Source organism: Pseudoalteromonas sp. DY56-GL79, assembly GCF_041414765.1.
In the GTDB taxonomy this organism is placed as follows: Bacteria; Pseudomonadota; Gammaproteobacteria; order Enterobacterales; family Alteromonadaceae; genus Pseudoalteromonas; species Pseudoalteromonas piscicida.
The window spans coordinates 71,930-90,520 of record NZ_JANHZS010000014.1 but is presented as its reverse complement, the minus strand read 5'-3'; the positions used below and the strand labels follow the sequence as shown (position 1 = coordinate 90,520).

The following is an 18,591-nucleotide window of genomic DNA, read 5'->3' as shown; positions in this document are numbered from 1 at the left end:
GAATCCGAGACCGGAACCAAGCTTCATGGACGAATATAACGCGCAAAAACACAAAATGGCCCTATAGCTCAGTTGGGCGAATCAAGACCGAAGCAGCGCTTCGCAGCTTGATGAGGTGGAGGCAGGACGCCGACAGGATATTGCTTCATGGATGAATTTAATGAGCACTTACAATACAAAATGGCCCTATAGCTCAGTTGGTTAGAGCGCACGACTCATAATCGTTAGGTCCCTGGTTCGAGTCCAGGTGGGGCCACCATTTTTAAGATTAAAAACAACTACTTACAAACCAAGCTTAGCCCAAACACGTTCAACCACCTTAGTGTCAATCAAGTGTCAAACCCCTTAAAGTGTCAATTTAGTGTCAAGTAGACACAAAAAAAACCGCATATAAACATGCGGCTTCTTATCGATATTCAAGCTATGCAACTTTCAGCGCTTTATGCCGTGGCTCTTTGATTAACATGAAGATTGAAAATAGCTGTATTGCTATTACAACGCGCTTCATTGTCGGATAACTGTAATAGACCCAATCCCAGCTCCAAAACTGTTTTGCAAATTCTTCGCTTACTCCGAGGTGCTCTAAGTTGCGTATAAAATTCTCCCCAAGCGCCAATAGATTTATACCGATGAAAAGTACATATACACTTATCAATAAAATTTCAGACGGCGTCATGTATATCTCAGCCTTTCTATCAGGGAGTATTGTCCTTGAAATTGCAGGTCTCAACATCATAGTGATCAGCGCTATAAGATCGAAAGCCAAATACGTTGAATAAATAATTGTATTCTTCCATACATTTAGCATGTCACCTGAAGGGACTAGCACCTGAGAAGCTTGAATCATCGTTTCAACAGAAATGATAAAAAACAGAATGAGAGCTAGATGCAACCCATTTACACTAGACCTATTTGAAATAATTGCGACTATCACAGCCGCAAGCAAAATAGCTTCTGTATAAGCTGATGCGTCTATATAAATCAACAAACAAGCAGAAAAGGCTAAAAGTACAAAGTTAATCATAAAACTCCTGTTAACTGGTTCCCTGTTTCTTTGGGGGAGCATAGGTAGTGCCACTTGTACGCTCTAACTTAGGTCCATCGCCGTTGCGATCACCGCTACCGCCAGTAATTTTTTCTAGTAATTTAGCTTCTATTAATTTCATTGTGTTTCCTTTTTCCATTGATGTTAGTGTTGGATTTATTACCACGTAACTGTGAGAATATCGAGCTAAAGTCGATACAGTGATATGTGCATAAGGAAATAAACTGGTTAATTTTCGGCTGAGTTATGTCATTTTCCCAATTTTCATAGGTTTGCCTAGTTACTCCCAGCGCATCAGCTACTTGTTTAGTAGTTTTGCGTCTTGCAACACGGATACGGCGCAAATCATCACCTGTTATATTGTTAAATACATTGAGCAAAGACTTTTCCTTAGCCGTCAGTTAATAATTGAGAAAATAGAAACACCGCGCAATATTAACAAATAAAACACATATTCACATTTATTTTGCAAAAAAAATTTGTCATCGACTGAGGTAACATCCTTGTATCAATCACATGGAGTTACAATAGTGAGTCAAAACAATCAATTAATTCATGAACTCTCTACAGCTGCAATAGAATTACTTCTTAGAAGCGGAGAAAGTGACACAGATTATACAGTAGCGATAGACTTTTTATTACGAGAAATCCAATCACTTACCGCTGAAGAATAAAGTTTGTCGAATAAGAAAAGCCCATCAACTCTTAATGCTGATGGGCTTTTTATTTGTTCATAACTCTTAGTAGCGAGGGAGTCGAACCCCAAAAAGCAAACTAAACACCCCCACATACCCCGCCATATCTACGTTTTAGAATTTAGCAGTGGATATGTTGGGGTATGTTTTTCTCTGGGATAGCCCCAAAATGTCCCCAACTTTACTGGATTTTCTCTTTGATTTCTTTGACCGATTCCTTGAGCCATTTAATATCTGTTTTGTTGGTCGTTACAGCGCCATACAAAAATATAGCATTCGCCAGTATCGTGAGTATCGTATCTTGACTGATATCCATGCCCTACCTCTTGTTAATTGTTGCAATTGACTGAGGTGAGACCTCACCGCCAATTAATGGCCTGTACAACGGTTTTAAACGCCAATCAGCATCAAAAATCTCATGCAGCAGATCAGCATGCAGAGGATTTAGTCCTTTTATGGCTGAAATCCAAAGTGAGTCTTTGACTTTGAGTGAGTCATCCAGTTTATCAGGGTCTAAAAAGAACCCTGCCCACGAACGTTCAATGTCGTGCGAGCCGTTGAGTTCAAATTGAAACTTGGCGAGCAAGTTCCCAAGCGGCTCGGTGAATGATTTTGAGCCACTATCAATGTATTTGTAGATGTAGTAAATACCGCCAATGGTGAGCAATAGGCTCAGGTTTTTTGATAAAAAGTTACCCATAAAACCCCCACTCGAAACCCTCTCTAATTTCATCCAGTGAATAGGGTTGCTCACCATTTTCCATGTGTATCATTGCCGCAATGACTCGCGTATATTCGTCAGATGACAGCGGTTTAGATGGTTCAACCCCTGCCTTTTCTGACACAAACTTAATATACCCTGCCGTGTCATTCTCACTCGGCGGAGCCCATCTTGATACAATCGTATTTATCGACCTAATACCGTACTTATTCGCATAAGTCCGCAAGATGCGCCCCGCAGCACGTAACCCATGCTTTGCGGTTTCAAATACAGCAAAGCGCCCATCAGTTCCCGCGAGACCCACCCAATCCTCACCCGCCTCAATATTTAGCGGGTTATTATTGCGAACGCCACGCGATGATTCTTTAGTAGTCATTAGATACCCCAATAAAACAAGAGCGCTCAGCGCCATATATGCGCTGAGCTTCATTAGTTATGCTCCGTCGTGATTTGAGCAGTGCCACCAATTGCAAATATGGCATTATTCGTTGATAAGCGATTGAATGAAAACCATGATTGCGTACCTGTCACATAACCCTCCCCACCTGCTCCCTCATCTGTAAGGAATACGCGATGAAAGCCTGACGAAAACACTTTTTCACTTCCCGTATAGAGGACTCTTTTGTCACCAATCTCCATTGCATGGCCGCCGCTTATCCAGTGAAGTGGAATGAGTTTTTCTGTGTCTGGCCCTGCTTCTGTGATGAATATTTTGGGGCTATAGCTTCCTCGTGTCGGTTCGTCTAGCACCTCAATCTCTGCCTCAATGGCAAATGGCACACCATTCATGCGAGGTGGTATATAGATATCAACATACGGGATATTAGCTGCCATTAGTTCCGAGCGATTCCAAGACTTACCATATTCCCACTTAACTTCACCAGCACGCATTTGCTCAGTCATCAAAGGCGCTTTTGCATCATCAGTTATCCAGCAATTGACCTGCCCATAAACCTCGATGTTAATCTCTTGCCCCGCTCTATAACGGCGTCCATTTTGTACGACACCGTTAATGACCTTTAAGTCTTCGCCACCGAGCCAAAACTCCGAATCCATTTCGACACGGGCGATGATGCGGCTAGGGTCATCATCAAGCAGCGTTTGTATACCATTGCCGATGATTTTTTCTTGCCCTCTCAGCGTCCTCTGCCTATTTGATACTTCCTTAAAATCAAATGGCATATCACCCACCCAAACAATTATCTCTTGATTCGGTGCTGTGATTTCTATTCGGTCATATTTAACACTGTTTACACTCATCCCTTGCCATATATGGGTTGCGAGTACGTTGTGACCTTTGTTCATCAACTTAACATAAGTGTCTTGAGTCGCTTTTAATACATGAAAGAAACGCCCTTCCATGTTTATTTCGATAAACCCAAATTTATCTGTATGTGTTTGATAAATCATTACTTACCCCTTGTTAACACCATCATTGCGATAGCCATACCACCCAACCCCAAAAAAACATACATCATTGTTTTATTGGTGTTGATTGCTAGTTGCTGACCATCAGACCGACTCGCATCATTAGCGAACTGCAGCGCTTGCTTATGCGCTAATAGCGTTTGGTCATTAAAGGTTTCTTGAGCCGCACTAGTTGAATCCATAAACTGCGCCCCCAAGTCCCTCGCGAGATTTGATGCGTTGTCCATTGAGTACACGGCAACATCAGACATTCTGGCGTTAGAGTTGTCGGCGGCGTCCACTGAGTACATTGCCAGATCAGATAAACGTGCGTTTGCCTCAGACGTATAACCCATTAACGAGTTTGCTAGCTCCCCGTTTTCAGCGATTGCATCGCGTGCCAATGAACTTTGCGCATCAATGCTATCGGTTGCTAGCCCTGCCATGCTGTCCATTGCACCGCGGCCAAACTCCAAGCTATCCGTAGCCAAACCATACATATTGTCTAGTGAGTCACGATTGACGTTTGACGTAAAGTCGAATGCGCCGCTGGTCATATCCAGCGCCATGTTTTGCGCGCCCGTTGCCGCATCACGTGCAAAATCAAAACCCGCAATCTGCGCGTCGGCCATGTTGCCGCCGATAGATTCCAGCGCGCCGACTAATCCATAGTCGGTTTGTTGAATGTTGTATGTGTTGCCGTCACCGTTGGTGATAAAGCCGTTGTTATCGCCTTGAATGCCGAAATTAGTGCTTGTGTTGTTTGTGGTCTGGTTGCTCGTACTGCGAGACTTTGAGCTAAATAAACCCATTTAAACCTCACTTTTTCATCAGATACAAAGCGCCTAAAACAACTAGACCAATGACAATTAACTGGCCTTGGTTATCATTCCCAAAACTGACACCTGACGCGTTAAAACCGATATGCTGCTTTTGGTCACCCGTAGCGGCGGAACTAGAACCATCAATTGGCCCTAATCCCGGCATACCCCCCATCGCTGGCATTGCGGGGCCAGCGCCCCCCAACATGCTAAACATTACTGACCCGCTTTGTACTTGCGATACAAATCTCGGCCAACTTCAGCAACGATTGCGCCCACTGCCGCAATTGCCACGCCATACGCGAACGCTTTTAGATTCTTACCATTCATCACTCATTCCTTACTTAATCATTTTCAAAACAACGCCCAACACCAACAAACCACCAAAGCCGTAAAGCAGGTGTTTTTGTGGTACACCAAACACCAGTGTTTCACTGGTTGCGTTTGCTGATTTTTTTGGAGCATCAACCACAACCGCCGCGCCGTTATCTAACTCAACGGTTGATTTTTTATCGTGCTGCTGCGCACCTTGTGAGTTGCGCACAGCTTTGATTTGCTCCACCTGACCCCATGCGGCCAGTGCATCACCTAGCGCACTACCAATGGCAGTTTGCCAACCGCCTTGATGCTGCATGGTTGGCGGCCGCTCTGCATATCCAGACATAACGCCCCCTTAGAATGAATTTGATGCGTAATCGGCAAAGTAGTGAACGATGACCTCGGCAGCGCCCTCGGTTTCACAGTCAACACGCAGACGCATATCAAATATGTTTGGTGTCAGCTTCAGCGCACTAAACACATCGCCCGACATTGCAAGGTCGATACTGTGAACATTGGCGAGCGGCGCGCGGCCACGTTGCTCAATGATGTGGTTATGTAGTTCCTTTGGAATGTGCTCACGCCATTTAACGTTGTCCACTAGGAACTCAGCACTCGCCACGCCAGCCTTGCGGATTTCAATCAGTGAAATGTAAGCGCCAACGGGTTTAGGGATGTTGTCAACTTCGTTGATGCCTTGGGAAAATGAGTGGCGGAACGAACGGCGCTTATACAACCAACCAGGTGCAGTACCAATGTCTTTTTCGCAGTACACCGAAACGTCAAGCGCTTCCGCTTCATCTGCTGGGTTTTTGGCCGCCGAATCAATGTCGAACTTGATTTGTACCGTAGCCAATCCAACCGTACCCAACGCAAAAAAGCGCTGTACAGACAGGTCACTATTGATAGGGCTCTTCACTTCTGGACGTGAGAAATGCCACGTCAAAAATCCCGCTTTTTGTGGGCGTTTGAAATAGTTGTTTTCGTCAACTAAGTCCTGCATGGACTCGTATTCACACAGCATTCGGCCATCTAGCTCTAGGCGAACGTTGCGCAGTTGTGACGGAGTACAACCCGCCAATTTAAAATGCAGCTTTTCGTAGGTTGAGTTGATTGGTAATGACAGTGACGCAGTGCCACCTTTCACAACGTTTGTGATTTTGTTTAGTTTAGAAATATCAAACATCGCTCGACCCTTACTTGATGATAATGCGTTTAATTGAACGCAAGGCGCGAACGTTGCTAAGGATGGCTAAAACGCCAAGAGTGACACCCACGGATGTCAGAGTAGATTTATTTAACATGCGATGATTACCTTGTTTGGTTTTAAAATCGCTAAGTAATAAATCAGGCGTTTCGCTCTTGAGGGAAACGGTTTTCGCTCCCCCTATAGCGAAAAGAGCGAAATTTTCGCTCTTTTGGGGTGTTTTTTAAGCAGCTCGGAGCTGGTCAAATGTCAGATTTTCGGCTTTGCCTGTTTTCAGGTGGATTACTTTTGGCTCAGTATTCCCTATTCCCCCCTTACTTTTTACCAAATAATAAAGCCGCTCATCCTCATAGAGGGCATTGAGTTTGCTGATCAGGTAAATGTCTTGTAGGTCAGCATCCAATTCTACGGAAACCCGCTTTGCATCCGCTTGCGCTTCCTGCGCCCCGATCACTTTACGTGGCGAATTGTTCCAGATGGTTTTGGGCACTTCCTGCGAACGCTGAAATACAGTGTGCAAAACCACACCGAATTTTCGCCCACCCGTTGCCATTTCACCAATGATGGAATCGTCTTTGCCAGCGGTGTCGCTAAGCTTGGCCAGTTCCTCAATCACAACGTGCAATTCTCGGTTACCGTCCGCCGCTTCCCACATGAGCTGACCAAACCAGTAAAGCTCGGCTTGCTTGGCTTTTTTAAGCTGATCACCTTTTAGTGATTTCGGAAACTCTGGACTATAGGCCACCACAAACTTTTTACCCGAACGCCACGCTTCCACAAACGCTTGAGCAAATTGCTTGCGGTTTGTGTAGTGATACACCGCACGGCCACCCAAACCATTGAAATGCCCTTTCTTGCGCCCATCGTACTTATAATCGCCGTACAAATCGAAAATCGCGCACTGATCACCCACCATATTCAGCAACTTAACGGCGGTAGTTTTACCGCCGCCAGTTCCCGCCAAATAACATACATGCTTTGCTTTTAAAGCATTGTTAGAGTTAATGGCCACTAACAACCTCCGTATTTTCGCTATTTAATTCGCTCTTGGTGTTTTCTTTTTCGTATGCCTTAATTTGCTTAAAGACCGAAATCGCAGCAGTGCCAAGAACAAGGCCGAGTTCGATTTCTTCTTTCCATTTCACCATCCAAGAGGGCATCCCGCCCTTGCAGTATTTACGCACCACAGGCGCGGCTTTTTCTGCAATCACCTCTCGAGTGTCGTTATCAATGGTTACTGGCGCTTCAATGGTGGACTCGATAAAGTCAGCCAGCGAAGAAACGCCATACCCAGCCAGCTCACTAATATCGCTTTCGGTCATTTCTTCCGATTCAGCAACTTCGCCCACTTGCTCATCCTGAACAGCCGTGAATTTATCTAGATGGCTGTATTCGTCCACCTGTGGCGATTGCTGCAACTCCGATTGCGCCGATTGCGAGCCACCCCCAAAAGTTAAATCCTCCATCGCCGTCGCTATCGCCGTTTTCTGTAGTTCCTGCGGTAAATCGTTCGCTTGATTCTGCATGCTCTTTCGCTCCTAGTTCGCTAATTTGTTCTGTTTGTGGCACCCATTCATCAGGTGCGGGATTGTGTAAAACCACCTGCGTTTGCATTTCGCTATTTTCGCTCTGCAAAGCTTGCGGTTGCTGGGATTGTTTATTTACCGCTTTCGCCCATTTCGCTTGAACATAGTCCCCGCTTCTTTGGTCCATTCCGCAATTGGAACAGTGCAAGTAAAAGAGTTTTTTGCCGTTTTTTCGGCGCTTGATACTGGCGAACGTGCCGCAGCCATCGCACTCAATAACGCCTAATTCCTCGTTAGTCGATTTCGCCATCTTGCATCCCCTCTAACATTTCTATTCGGCTCGCCATTTCTGACATTAGCGACACCGTGTCATCAAGCGCGGCCTCTGCCAGTCTAATTTTTTTACCTACCTGAATGGCTGGTAGCCGTTTCGCCTCATTAATTTTCCCAGCGATTTTTACGATTTTTTTCTGCACTTTTAATTCTCCTCAGATTCCCAATGCTCATATTTTTTCACCCACTCCACGCGCTCAACTTTGCATGTAATTTTGATGCCCGATTGCTCTAAACCGCCGTTGATACACTCTTCCAACATCCCATCAAAAATATGGTCTTTTAACGCTCCAAAGCCCGCAAAAATAAGGAGCGCTGTAGCGCCAGCTAACTTCCACTTATCACGCATATTCAATAACCCTCTCGTATCTACTGTAGAAATTCACAACCGATTCAATGGACTCATCAACTACTTGCTGCGCCTTAACCAGCAAGTTAGTCACTGTATTTTCTTCTTGCCTTTGCTCTTTGCGATGTTGCTGGTCGTCATCTAACCCAAACACAGTGCGCAAGCGCCAACCACGAACGCCAATCGCCCAGTTAATGAAGTCTAGAAATTTTGAGTCGTTGGAGAACTTAGCAACGCCACCACGGGCAAAGTTGCCGTTTAGGTCAGTTGCCATTGACTGCACTTTTTCAGTCATTGCAGCAATTTGGGATTCCAGCTTTTTGAGCAGCTGATCACGTTTTTCGGTTGGGTCTTTTTTGTTGACGGCTTTCATCTTTTCAGCAAAGCCAATTGTTGACTTCAGGCGCTTTTCAGCTTTGGCCTTCCTTAGCCTCTGCTTTTCGAGTCCCTGCATATATTCCTGAATTAGCCCGTACATGTGTTGGCTTTCATGCGTGGCGCAATTCTCCCATGCTTCAGCACGGGCATACTTTGAAATATTGTAGCGGTTGCCACGTATCTCACCTTGCGAACCGTCACCGCCTTTGGTCATATAACCAAGCGCTTTTAGTAGGTATTTAGCAGCCGCTGTCGCATTTTTAATACGCTCAATAGTGACAAACCCCTGCCCCCACTTTTCTTCAATTAATGCCGCCCACTCATGAAAATAAACAGGCTCAACGTTCCATCTCATCAACAAATGAGCATGATAGTTTTGATGTCCGACTGACGAAACTTCGCCCCACGGATAATCACGCGTTTCATGTATTCGGGGTGGTGCTTCCGCTACCCAAATGTAATCAAAAACAGGGCGCTTGCTTGGATCTTGCTCGCATTCGATTTTGCAAATTTCCATATCATCATTCGTGAGAGCACGCGCTTCGCATTGCTCAATGCACTCCACAATGCCCCACGGGTAAACACGTTCATTGTTGTGCATCAGATCAGTATGCACACGGCCTTTCGCTCCAACCGACGACACTTTACCCCACGGATAAAGACGGTCAGAACGGCCAATACACTCAACTTTGCCCCATGAGTATTTTTTGGCGGATGGTGTTTTTGATATTCTGCCCGATGCAGTCCAACCCCGTTTGTGCATTTTGCCCACGAGGTCTAAAAATGGGCTCAGCTCTTGCCCTATGGTCGAACGCTCAAATTCAACGGCGGTATACTCTCCGTCAGTTGTCACCTCATCGTGCAGTAGTTCACCTGTTGATGAGTAAATAGCAGCTAGCTTTTGTCCAGCCTTACGCTTAGCAACCTTGCGATAATGGTCGTTATCCATGCGCCAGCGTGCTTTTTCGTCTAATGTGACCGTGGTAAATGCAGTAAAGCCGCCTTTAACAGCCGCCATGTAAAGGCCACTGTCGATAATTTTTCCACGCGCTCGACTGGTTAATTCTGTGGTTAACCTATCACCCGTGTTTGCGTCCGGTGCGTCACTGGTTGTCGTCATTTGCGTGCAAACGATGCGATAACCATCACACCAATTGCGAGTTTGGAAGTGCGCACGATTATTTTGATAGTGTGGCTTGAGGATTTTCGGCTTTTTGTTTGATTTTGGATTAGCCTCACGCTCAATTTTGCCCACAACTGGCGATTCGAAGTGATTTTTTTCAACTTCAGCAACAAATTTCGGGCGAACTTCACCAGTTTCTATGTCCAGACATTCATCACCTTTGATACCTAGCCACTCTGCGCGCTTCTCAGGGCTGAGTTTTAAAGCTGCGTCAGTGTATAAACGCTCTAATTGCTGCGCTTTGTGGTGCTGTGCGGCCTCTCTTTTGGACATTTGAGGCTTTCTTAAATCGGATGTCGGACTTTTGCACCTTATGACAAGCCTAGCTTTTTCAATCCCCTGCGGGGCTTGCGCTTCGCGATTAGATCGAGCAAATGACTCAACGTACTCCTGCCACGTTATCGAATTTTCGACCTCCGTTTCAGAGACGTCTGGAATTGAGTCACGAAAAAAAGCGCCAGATTGGGCGCTTTGAATTGCTTCGTATAATTCGGAATCAGTTACTTGGTTTTTCATGGCTTGGTGGCGTTCCCATGATGTTCACAAAAGTAGAATCAACAACCTCTATCCCGCTTAGGTTGGCTCTTAGCTCTGAAGCTTTTTTGAAGCAAATATCCTCCAAGCAAGCAATATCGTTTTGAATAAAGTCTCGCTCAGCGCTACTTAGTGTTTTATTGTTTTTAAAGCATTGATCTAAAACAGACTCAATTTGCGCGACACGTTCATCAATGATTTCATCTAGGGATTTCATGCTTCAATTTCCTCTACGTAACAGGTGTTAACTGGTGCGGCTAACCAAATACCGTCAACACGGCCGCTGGCGGCGCGTGCTTCTTCGTGTTGTTGGGTAACAATTTCTGCAAAGGCAAAGTCTGCCTCGTTTGGTTGGCTGCGGTTGTTTGAATACGCATTGAGCTGCGCGGTATCGTTTACAAATTCAGTGCGTGTCATAGCCAGCCCCTATTTGCCAAAATGCGAGCATGTGCCAAACCGTGTAACTGACTATCTCCGTCAATGCGTGGGATGGCTACATCTTGCTTTGGTTGTACTTTTGGCATTGGGTTCGAAAATCTGGTTTTCGCTTCGTTGAAGATTTCACGAATTTTTCTAGCCTGACGCTGCCAGTGTTCGGGGTTTTCGTTTGGGTCAATTAGCTGATCTACTTCGACTATGTACTGGCTCATTTTCAACCTACCACAGCTTGAGAAGCAGCCATTTGGATTGGGCAACTATTTCTCATAGATGGTTCATAACGTGATAACCATTTATTGATATCAGATGCCAGATACATTTCCCCTAGTGGGGTTTTCTTAGGTTTTGGCGAGTCTGGATCTTCACCTAGCTTTTTATTGAGTGTTGGTCTAGATACACCAGCTGCACGAATAAACTCTCTTTTACTAACTAGCGAGTCCTGTCTAATATCAAAGCTCATAGTCACTCCGTTATTGAGTAAATACCCTGTTTCTGCTTTAATGATTTATTAATCATTTGCGCTGTTTTACGCTCTTTTTCACAGCAAAAGATCGATAAATCGAATCCTAGATCGATATTTCGATTCAATCAAGCGCTTTTTTAATCATGCGTTCAGCATTTTTGGCAGGAAAAATAATGGAATCTTATAAAAATCAATCCGATAGGCTGGATTTTGCATTTCAAGAAAGTAGAAAAAAAATTGATATTAATGGGACGATGACAGCCAAAGAAGCCTATAAAGCATTAGAGTTGAGCCAATCAACATTTAGTGCTTACAGAAAAGGTTCAGAACCAAGCGCCGCAGTTTTACGCAAATTAACGCAATTTACAGGCATCAATATTCACTGGTTAGTCACTGGTGAAGGAGATATTTATACCAAGAAAAGCACTCTCAAGCATATTACTGGCAATGAAACACTAGACATTGATAAAACATTATTACCAAAGCTTAATGATAAAATTGTGTTCGACCGAGCGACTAACGATGACTCAACTCTAATGCTAAGAAGAGGTGATATTGTTGTTATTGATACTAAAAGCGAGAATCAAGAGGGCGTTTTTGTTGTTGAAATAGCCGCACAACGGGCGATAGTTAAACTGCAATTAAATAGCGATGGCGCATCAATATCAAACGAAAAGATATCACAGCAGTTAGATAACACAGTAAATATATTAGGTGAAGTCATTTGGTCGTGTGGTAACGTCAATGGCTAGAAAACTCTTCATCAAGGACGAAAAGCGAGGTGTTTGGGTCGGTCAGTTCCCACCATCAGGCGGCTGGCAAGCTGGTAGAAAAGGTGTAAGAAGAACTCTTTGCAAACTAACAGATATAGCTCACTTAGATCAGACAAGTAAAACTCAGAGGCTCGTTGAGTTATATGAGCAAGTAAGCTGGGAAATAAAAAACAAAGCAAAGTTAGAAGAGCAAGCAATCAATGAGCAAAAGAAGCAACGAGCAGAAATGTCTTTTCTTGCAGCAGCTAATATGTGGCTCAGCGAAGTAAAGTCCCTCAAAAACTCTAGAACATACAACAGCTACAAAAGCACGATAGATTATTATAGAAAAGCTATTCCAGATCACCCTCTCAAGCAATTTGAGCGCTCCCATAACATCCGATTTTTAGAATACTTGCAAGACCAAGCGACTCACCGAGGCAAAAAGCTTGCAGCAGCTACACAAAATTACCACATGCGCCAATTGCAGATTTTTATTACGTGGGCGTATGACAATGAACTATTTCACAAACAAATTAAGCTGAAGAAGCCAGCCAAACCAAAAAAAGACATGGAAACTTACGACATTGAGCATTTAAGAATATTAAAAGCTCACATCACAAAACGCCTAGAAGATGAGGTCAGGGAAAGGGAAATATTAAACCTGCGAAATATGCAGCGTGCGTTTTATATGGCTACAAATTCACTGATGAGAATAGGGGCTATTGATGCAATGAAGTTAGAGTGGATTGATATGGAAAAACGTGTAATCCGAATTTCAAGCAACCCTGATCGTAGTTTCGTCAACAAGAAGCTCAAGCACCCCATAAAGCCAATCAATGATGAACTCTACAACTTCTTGAAACAGGATTTAAAGAGTCGAAACAAGCGAGAAGTTTACTTTTTGGATAATGGTAAAGGACAGCCTTGGTATGCAGATAGATCAGGACCTAGCAAATACGCATCTAAAATATGCAAAGAGTGTAATTTACCTAAGCTAAAGCCTTTTCACTGGGGGATGCGTGCGACCATGATTACATACTTGCTAAATAATGGAGCTAATATAAAAGACGTTCAAGAGCTTGCAGATCACGATGATATTCAAACAACAATTATGTATCACAATAGCCGTACTGTTAAACAGCGTAACGCCGTTGATGCAATACCAAAAATATAAGAAGTGTCAAAACAGTGTCAAAACTGGAAAGCACAAAAATCAAGACACTGATTTTTATACACTTTATTACCACATCACTTTTTACTCATAATCGTTAGGTCCCTGGTTCGAGTCCAGGTGGGGCCACCATTTTTCTTACCTTACGTCTTTTGTACTCTTCTTAACGTACTACTGAAATCAATATTCAAAAGCCTATTTGATTGCAAACTATAAAGATATTGGCTCCATAACTCCTTAGCCCTAAATTTTAAAGTTGCACAGCTTCAACCCAAAAAAAACGGTACAAATACAACAGTCAATCCACATAACAAAATATTGAAACCTAGTAACTAGAGCGCCTGATGACTCGAACCTCTACCCACTTGAACTCCATTCATCTAGTGCTGGCAAAACTCTAAGTATTTATATCCACATCACGTACCACTCCAGATAGCGGTTGCAGTAATTAGATAGTTGCCAAAACCAGAAAAATCAAAAAGTTGCATGAAGTTACAGTTACCTTATATTGAGACTGAATAAAAAACAAACACAACTGTAAAGGAAAGACTATGGTTACATTCAACACTCGACTACTTGCTATGGCATTGGCTTGTAGTTCCACTTCTGTTTTGGCTACTCAGGTATTTTATGATCAGGATGGTGCGGGAGATCATTCGCAGTATCAGGGCGCACCTGTTGATTTTATCTCAGCTCGTGCAGGCACAACTGAGTACTTTAATGCGCTCACAGGCGGCTTAGCGGCGGATGAGTGCCATCAATTTGAAGTGGTTAATACACAAACCGGCGATTTGATTGCTCCTCTCACATTCAACGCGCCCTTTATTTCTGGCCCACTACCTGCGGAGCATAAGCTGACAGAAAAGTCGGTTAAACTCAGCTGCACCTTGCCCTCAGGTGAAGAGGCGATTGTATATCACAAGATACCCAAGGCTCCCGCCATTGTATGGCACAGTGAAATCACAGTGGCTGATTGGCAAACGCCGAGCAATGGCCCAGGGTATTTTGCGGATGTTCAATATACCGGCTTGATTAATATTAATAACAACTCGCACCAAGGCCAGTGCCGCAAAGCCAATTATGTCAGTGGTAACCCAGAATTTTTCAATGAAAGACATCATGGTGGATTTTATAGTGATGTCTTGAATGTTGTCGGTGAGGCTAAATACAGTGGTTTTTATAAAGTGCTGGTGACAGAATTAATTTGTAAAAACTCGGGTGGTACAACTCGCCTTGTCGAAACTTGGCATATAAATCAAAACTCGCAATCCCGTGAGCTTTCTTCCGAGCTATTTTAAACACAAAAATAGTGCAGCCTAGCTGCACTTACTTTACTGAAGCTTAGCTCACACAAATTCCGTATTTGGGCAAAATATCATCAATGACACAGAGGCGATGCTTTTTGGCTGCATCGTGAAAATACTTCCAGTTAGAAGTTAAGAATTCACTGCGAAATGAATAGCTATCGTCGTCACCTTTAGCACGGGTTGTACCTAGCGCTTGGTGTTTCCAAGACCCCTCACCTTTTGCAATGTAAGTTAGGGTATAACTTCCAAGTCCAAACCGGTTAGCTTCAATGGCGTCAAGCCACAGTTGATGACGTTCTTCACCATCATCCATATCAAATTCAGCAAAGCACTGCGCTATTTCTTGCTTTAATGACTCACTCAAGCCCCTTGTAGCCTCGCCTCGATAGTCTTGATAGACTTTACAGAGCTCATCGGCTGCGACCAGAAAATCGCTTGGATTATCTCGCACCACTTTCTCGCCCAATCCGTTGATGTAACTCCACTGCTGATGAGGCTGATCAGGGTGGGAAAGCGCCTGCCCATGTCCTAAACTTGGAATATCATCTTGAAAAACATCAGAAAAGTACTCGCTTATTCGCTCGCGCCAAGTCTCTTCTGGTTCACCATTCAAGTCCGTTATTTCAGTCACTTCATTAACTTTATGCTGTATTCCAGCAAATCCCTGATGCCCCCAAGTATCAATAAAGACATGAGAGGTAATACCAAGACGGTGCAGTCCATAAGGCCTATGCTTATCTGCAATACACTCAGCGACCATATCTTTTGCTACATGGGAATGTGGCTTACACACTAGCTTTTGAATAAAGGTGCCTGACGGATTTTGCCCAGCAGGTAAACCGCCATTACCCGGTAGGAAATGAAAAGGTACCCACACTTTCATGTTCTTTAAGCTGTCTAGGTTTTTATAATCGAGCATCTTATGGGCAGTTGCGATGCGCTCGTAAGCAGCACCGTTATCAAACTTGATGTGACCATAGTTTGTTGCATCATCAACGTATTGTGCCGCGTGAGCAATAATTTCAGCCTCTTGGTCAGTGAATCCCGCCGCGCGTGCGACCACCCATGTCATGCCATGATGTAAATCAATTTGCATTTTTCGTTGTCCTTCTCTTTTCCTTTATCGCCACAGTGTAGTCCGTGACACTGAAAATGTAACTATTCCTTACTTTGATTTAGTCGCATTAGGCGTTTGTGGCTCTTGGCTTTGTGGATCCGTAGCATTTGGGTTAACCGAGGCAGGCAAAGCGGATGTGCTGCCCTCCGTATTTAAGATCAATGGTAGGCCATCTTTACCACTGCCTATTACCACCACTTTTGCGTTATTAGATTTCGCCAATTCTATGGTTGCTTCTATGCCACGCCACCTTAGGTATGTTTCAGATATCCCGCCACTCACTGTTTCTTGGAAGTCGGCTATCCCCTGAGCCTCCACTTTCTTTCGCTCAGCCTCTTTTTCAGCAACATCTAAACGCATTTTATATTCTTGGTATAAGTGCATTTGATTTACCTTCGCAACAATCGCACTATGCACGCCTTCAGGAATATCAACCTGACGAATAAGCATATCGTCTAGATTCACCAAATTGTGCCCTTGCATTTCGCTTTTTTCTTGTTTGAGTATCGACTTTTCTTGTAGCTGAACTTCTCTCAACACAGTGCTTAACAGTTGATCTTGGATCTTTAATCGCTGATTAGCATAGACCTCTTCAGCGGTATAATCAGAAACAATCATGCGAACCGCTGATGCAACTTCAGGGATCACAATTTCATCTAAATAATCCTCTCCAACTAATTTATGTAGGTAGGGAATATGTTCCACAACAGGACGGTACCGCACTGTTATTTCCATTTTGATCCTGAGACCCTCAGAAGTGATGGCATGGATCTCTGTGGTCGCGGTTTGGAATCGACTCGAATAAATCGTCAATGTATCCCAAGGATAAACTAGCACCGTGCCCTCATAAAATGGATGTTCTACGAACGTACCGCCGCCAAGGCGCTTCCACAGCACTCCAACTTGACCTGAGTCGACCTTGATAAAAATGATCTTGACCAATGCAACGGCAATAAACAGTAGAATAAGTAACGTCACACCAGCGCGAAAACGCCAAGACAAAATACGCTTATGCCACTTGGGCTTGTAACGCTTTAACACCCGCATGAGCAAATTAGATAGGATCAGTGCCAGTATTAAGCCGCCAGCGACGAGTAAGGCAAAATCCCCTGAAATATTAATGTTCATGATGGTACTCCATTACTTTCACTGTCGTGGTGTGCTAACAACTGACCTTCCTCCATTTTTAAGTGCACATCGGCCAAATGGAAGTAGGCGTCGTCATGGGTGATGGCAATAATGGTGTTACCACGCGCTTTTAAACGAGGTAACACTTGTTCGTAGAATTTTCGTCTAAAGATAGGATCTTGATCTGCCGCCCACTCATCAAAGATGTAAATGGGACGATTTTCTAAAATGGTACTCAAAAGCGCTAAACGCTTGCGCTGGCCTGATGATAAATCTATGGTGCTAAACGCCCCATTTTGAATACCCACTTTGGCACGCATCTCTAAAAAGTCCAACCATTCGTCGATTTCTTCAGTACTCAAATCACGAATACCATAGAGCTGCTGGAACAAATGAAAATCCGCAAAAACGGCTGTGAATAGGCTTCGATAAGCAAGGCGATTATCTTCCGTAACCGCTTTGCCATTCAAAAGGATTTGTCCGCTCTGTAATTCATAAAGGCCAGTCAACATCCGTATAAACGTTGTTTTACCGCTACCATTACCACCGGTAATAAAAGTGGTTTTCCCTTGCTCAAAGGTGATATCCACTGGCCCCACAGCAAACGGACGATCGCTCGATTTTTTCTGATGTTGATAAAACGCTCCCGCTAAGGTGATGGCATTAAATGAGGTTAGGCTTTCACTCGGTTCAGGTCGTTTAATCTCTTGCTCATCTTGGACATTTTTTAAATCGCGCTCCAATGCTAAGACGTTTTGCGCCGCCTCTGTTGCGGTGGTGAAAACGGGGATCCCACCAACAATACTGGTAATAGGGCCGATTAAAAATAGCGATGCGGTGGTGACTTTAATGACCACATCGGTATATACATCCGAAAGCATAGGGACGATAAACACCATAGCGCCAGTCGCTGCGAAAAAGGTGATTTGCGACAGGATAAAGTCGGTCGCAAACAAGGTTTGGGTTTTGGTTTTTGCACGCCTTGCACGATTCGAATCGCGGCGGTATTCATGTTCTAAATCTTCAGCTCTTGGCTCACTGAGCTTTACTTCTTTAAAGCCATCGAGCAAGTCAGATAAGCGTTGAATAAGCTGATTTTCGCTTTCAAAAGAAATGCGCATGTTGCGCTGGATTTCATTGGCGCGTAAACGGTGAATACTGGCTCCGACCAAAATCAGTGTAGAGATAACCATAAACGCCACAAAAGAGTGCCAAGCAATATAGAGCGATGTGAAAAACACCAAACTAATGGATTGACCAATGATCACAAACAGCTGCGCCGACTGAGATATAGTCTGCAACTCTTTGCTGATGGTATTAAAGATCCGCTCTTTGCCAATTTTCTCTAGTGTTGACAACTCGGTATGACGAATGCTTTCAAACAGATCGACTCTCAATTTGTCTATGGCACGCTCCACCATTTGCGCGGCTTTAGTCATCAATCTTTGCTGAGTGAACCCATATATTGCAATCGTCAGTGTAAATAGCACTAAGTAATAAAGAATATGGTTTTCTTTATTAATATCAGAGATATTGGCAGCTACGTTGTTGATAAGCGCAAGCACCAACGCATTGGCCAAACCAGAAATGCACCCCAGTGCAATAAAGGTCCTTTTCTTTATCTGAATATGTCGGCGAATTAATTCGTACAATACCATTGTTATTATCTTTTATTGTTATTGGGCTACCGCCCGC

The 18,591-nt window shown here is 44.0% G+C and carries 28 protein-coding genes and 1 tRNA gene; 5 read left to right on the top strand and 24 right to left on the bottom strand.

Annotated elements, in window-relative coordinates; genetic code table 11:
• Positions 1–182 precede the first annotated feature (182 nt).
• A tRNA-Ile gene (locus NO992_RS11735) sits at positions 183–259 on the top strand.
• 162 nt (positions 260–421) lie between these two features.
• Here NO992_RS11735 and NO992_RS11730 read toward each other — a convergent pair.
• Genes NO992_RS11730 through NO992_RS11720 form a run of 3 tightly spaced genes read right to left on the bottom strand, consistent with a single transcriptional unit; the run spans position 422 to position 1,389 of the window.
• A complete protein-coding gene (locus NO992_RS11730; protein ID WP_371377318.1) occupies positions 422–1,024 on the bottom strand; it encodes a hypothetical protein in 603 nt (200 codons plus the stop codon).
• A 10-nt stretch (positions 1,025–1,034) separates the two neighbouring features.
• The gene (locus tag NO992_RS11725) at positions 1,035–1,166 is read right to left on the bottom strand and encodes a hypothetical protein (RefSeq protein ID WP_371377315.1); all 132 of its coding nucleotides are present in this window, start codon (positions 1,164–1,166) and stop codon (positions 1,035–1,037) included.
• On the bottom strand, positions 1,147–1,389 hold the full coding sequence (locus tag NO992_RS11720) for a helix-turn-helix transcriptional regulator (RefSeq protein ID WP_371377431.1): 243 nt from the start codon (positions 1,387–1,389) through the stop codon (positions 1,147–1,149). The genes NO992_RS11725 and NO992_RS11720 overlap by 20 nt, the downstream gene beginning before the upstream one ends.
• Positions 1,390–1,575: 186 nt before the next feature.
• On the opposite strand from NO992_RS11720, the gene NO992_RS11715 reads away from it, so the two are divergent.
• Positions 1,576–1,719 carry a hypothetical protein gene (locus NO992_RS11715; RefSeq protein ID WP_371377312.1) on the top strand — a complete coding sequence of 48 codons (144 nt, stop codon included), beginning with the start codon at positions 1,576–1,578 and terminating at the stop codon, positions 1,717–1,719.
• 202 nt (positions 1,720–1,921) lie between these two features.
• Here NO992_RS11715 and NO992_RS11710 read toward each other — a convergent pair whose 3' ends face one another.
• From NO992_RS11710 to NO992_RS11625, 18 genes are all read right to left on the bottom strand, one after another.
• Positions 1,922–2,056: a hypothetical protein gene (locus NO992_RS11710; protein ID WP_302480140.1), complete on the bottom strand. Its 135-nt coding sequence runs from the start codon at positions 2,054–2,056 to the stop codon at positions 1,922–1,924.
• 3 nt (positions 2,057–2,059) lie between these two features.
• Positions 2,060–2,440, bottom strand: coding sequence for a hypothetical protein (locus NO992_RS11705; RefSeq protein ID WP_371377309.1), 381 nt, complete (start codon positions 2,438–2,440; stop codon positions 2,060–2,062).
• Positions 2,433–2,837: a virion protein gene (locus tag NO992_RS11700; protein ID WP_340548402.1), complete on the bottom strand. Its 405-nt coding sequence runs from the start codon at positions 2,835–2,837 to the stop codon at positions 2,433–2,435. Before NO992_RS11700 ends, NO992_RS11705 begins: the two co-directional genes overlap by 8 nt.
• Before the next feature lie 53 nt (positions 2,838–2,890).
• Positions 2,891–3,871 carry a hypothetical protein gene (locus NO992_RS11695; protein WP_371377306.1) on the bottom strand — a complete coding sequence of 327 codons (981 nt, stop codon included), beginning with the start codon at positions 3,869–3,871 and terminating at the stop codon, positions 2,891–2,893.
• Positions 3,871–4,680 carry a hypothetical protein gene (locus NO992_RS11690; protein WP_371377303.1) on the bottom strand — a complete coding sequence of 270 codons (810 nt, stop codon included), beginning with the start codon at positions 4,678–4,680 and terminating at the stop codon, positions 3,871–3,873. The genes NO992_RS11695 and NO992_RS11690 overlap by 1 nt, the downstream gene beginning before the upstream one ends.
• A 7-nt stretch (positions 4,681–4,687) precedes the next feature.
• Positions 4,688–4,906 (bottom strand): hypothetical protein, encoded by a 219-nt coding sequence (locus NO992_RS11685; RefSeq protein WP_245008193.1) that lies wholly within the window; start codon positions 4,904–4,906, stop codon positions 4,688–4,690.
• A 123-nt stretch (positions 4,907–5,029) separates the two neighbouring features.
• A complete protein-coding gene (locus NO992_RS11680; RefSeq protein WP_371377299.1) occupies positions 5,030–5,353 on the bottom strand; it encodes a hypothetical protein in 324 nt (107 codons plus the stop codon).
• A 9-nt stretch (positions 5,354–5,362) separates the two neighbouring features.
• Positions 5,363–6,193: a major capsid protein P2 gene (locus tag NO992_RS11675; RefSeq protein ID WP_371377296.1), complete on the bottom strand. Its 831-nt coding sequence runs from the start codon at positions 6,191–6,193 to the stop codon at positions 5,363–5,365.
• Between the two features lie 244 nt (positions 6,194–6,437).
• A complete protein-coding gene (locus NO992_RS11670; protein WP_371377293.1) occupies positions 6,438–7,226 on the bottom strand; it encodes a hypothetical protein in 789 nt (262 codons plus the stop codon).
• Positions 7,216–7,680, bottom strand: a complete 465-nt coding sequence (locus NO992_RS11665) for a hypothetical protein (protein ID WP_371377290.1) — start codon at positions 7,678–7,680, stop codon at positions 7,216–7,218. The genes NO992_RS11670 and NO992_RS11665 overlap by 11 nt, the downstream gene beginning before the upstream one ends.
• Positions 7,589–8,050 carry a hypothetical protein gene (locus tag NO992_RS11660; RefSeq protein WP_371377287.1) on the bottom strand — a complete coding sequence of 154 codons (462 nt, stop codon included), beginning with the start codon at positions 8,048–8,050 and terminating at the stop codon, positions 7,589–7,591. The genes NO992_RS11665 and NO992_RS11660 overlap by 92 nt, the downstream gene beginning before the upstream one ends.
• The gene (locus NO992_RS11655) at positions 8,034–8,216 is read right to left on the bottom strand and encodes a hypothetical protein (protein WP_371377284.1); all 183 of its coding nucleotides are present in this window, start codon (positions 8,214–8,216) and stop codon (positions 8,034–8,036) included. Before NO992_RS11655 ends, NO992_RS11660 begins: the two co-directional genes overlap by 17 nt.
• A 2-nt stretch (positions 8,217–8,218) precedes the next feature.
• Positions 8,219–8,422 (bottom strand): hypothetical protein, encoded by a 204-nt coding sequence (locus tag NO992_RS11650; RefSeq protein WP_371377281.1) that lies wholly within the window; start codon positions 8,420–8,422, stop codon positions 8,219–8,221.
• Positions 8,415–10,499: a hypothetical protein gene (locus NO992_RS11645; RefSeq protein ID WP_371377278.1), complete on the bottom strand. Its 2,085-nt coding sequence runs from the start codon at positions 10,497–10,499 to the stop codon at positions 8,415–8,417. The genes NO992_RS11650 and NO992_RS11645 overlap by 8 nt, the downstream gene beginning before the upstream one ends.
• Positions 10,480–10,734, bottom strand: a complete 255-nt coding sequence (locus tag NO992_RS11640) for a hypothetical protein (protein WP_371377275.1) — start codon at positions 10,732–10,734, stop codon at positions 10,480–10,482. The genes NO992_RS11645 and NO992_RS11640 overlap by 20 nt, the downstream gene beginning before the upstream one ends.
• Complete coding sequence (locus NO992_RS11635) at positions 10,731–10,934, bottom strand: hypothetical protein (protein ID WP_371377272.1); 204 nt, start codon at positions 10,932–10,934, stop codon at positions 10,731–10,733. The genes NO992_RS11640 and NO992_RS11635 overlap by 4 nt, the downstream gene beginning before the upstream one ends.
• Positions 10,931–11,167 carry a hypothetical protein gene (locus tag NO992_RS11630; RefSeq protein WP_371377269.1) on the bottom strand — a complete coding sequence of 79 codons (237 nt, stop codon included), beginning with the start codon at positions 11,165–11,167 and terminating at the stop codon, positions 10,931–10,933. The genes NO992_RS11635 and NO992_RS11630 overlap by 4 nt, the downstream gene beginning before the upstream one ends.
• Before the next feature lie 2 nt (positions 11,168–11,169).
• Positions 11,170–11,415 (bottom strand): hypothetical protein, encoded by a 246-nt coding sequence (locus NO992_RS11625; RefSeq protein WP_371377266.1) that lies wholly within the window; start codon positions 11,413–11,415, stop codon positions 11,170–11,172.
• A 176-nt stretch (positions 11,416–11,591) separates the two neighbouring features.
• Here NO992_RS11625 and NO992_RS11620 point away from each other — a divergent pair, with 176 nt between their 5' ends.
• The 3 genes from NO992_RS11620 to NO992_RS11610 all read left to right on the top strand — a co-directional run bounded on the left by NO992_RS11620 (position 11,592) and on the right by NO992_RS11610 (position 14,642).
• On the top strand, positions 11,592–12,170 hold the full coding sequence (locus NO992_RS11620) for a helix-turn-helix domain-containing protein (protein ID WP_371377263.1): 579 nt from the start codon (positions 11,592–11,594) through the stop codon (positions 12,168–12,170).
• Positions 12,163–13,347 (top strand): tyrosine-type recombinase/integrase, encoded by a 1,185-nt coding sequence (locus tag NO992_RS11615; RefSeq protein WP_371377260.1) that lies wholly within the window; start codon positions 12,163–12,165, stop codon positions 13,345–13,347. The genes NO992_RS11620 and NO992_RS11615 overlap by 8 nt, the downstream gene beginning before the upstream one ends.
• A 548-nt stretch (positions 13,348–13,895) precedes the next feature.
• Positions 13,896–14,642: a hypothetical protein gene (locus tag NO992_RS11610; RefSeq protein ID WP_253105805.1), complete on the top strand. Its 747-nt coding sequence runs from the start codon at positions 13,896–13,898 to the stop codon at positions 14,640–14,642.
• Between the two features lie 43 nt (positions 14,643–14,685).
• Here the strand turns inward: NO992_RS11610 and NO992_RS11605 are convergent, their stop codons facing one another.
• The 3 genes from NO992_RS11605 to NO992_RS11595 form a co-directional block, all read right to left on the bottom strand.
• Positions 14,686–15,747: a DUF6765 family protein gene (locus NO992_RS11605; RefSeq protein ID WP_253105804.1), complete on the bottom strand. Its 1,062-nt coding sequence runs from the start codon at positions 15,745–15,747 to the stop codon at positions 14,686–14,688.
• A gap of 69 nt (positions 15,748–15,816) precedes the next feature.
• Positions 15,817–16,896 carry a prohibitin family protein gene (locus NO992_RS11600; RefSeq protein ID WP_253105803.1) on the bottom strand — a complete coding sequence of 360 codons (1,080 nt, stop codon included), beginning with the start codon at positions 16,894–16,896 and terminating at the stop codon, positions 15,817–15,819.
• Entirely contained in the window at positions 16,893–18,554 is a 1,662-nt protein-coding gene (locus NO992_RS11595) for a cyclic peptide export ABC transporter (protein ID WP_253105802.1), read from the bottom strand. The genes NO992_RS11600 and NO992_RS11595 overlap by 4 nt, the downstream gene beginning before the upstream one ends.
• Positions 18,555–18,591: the final 37 nt, after the last annotated feature.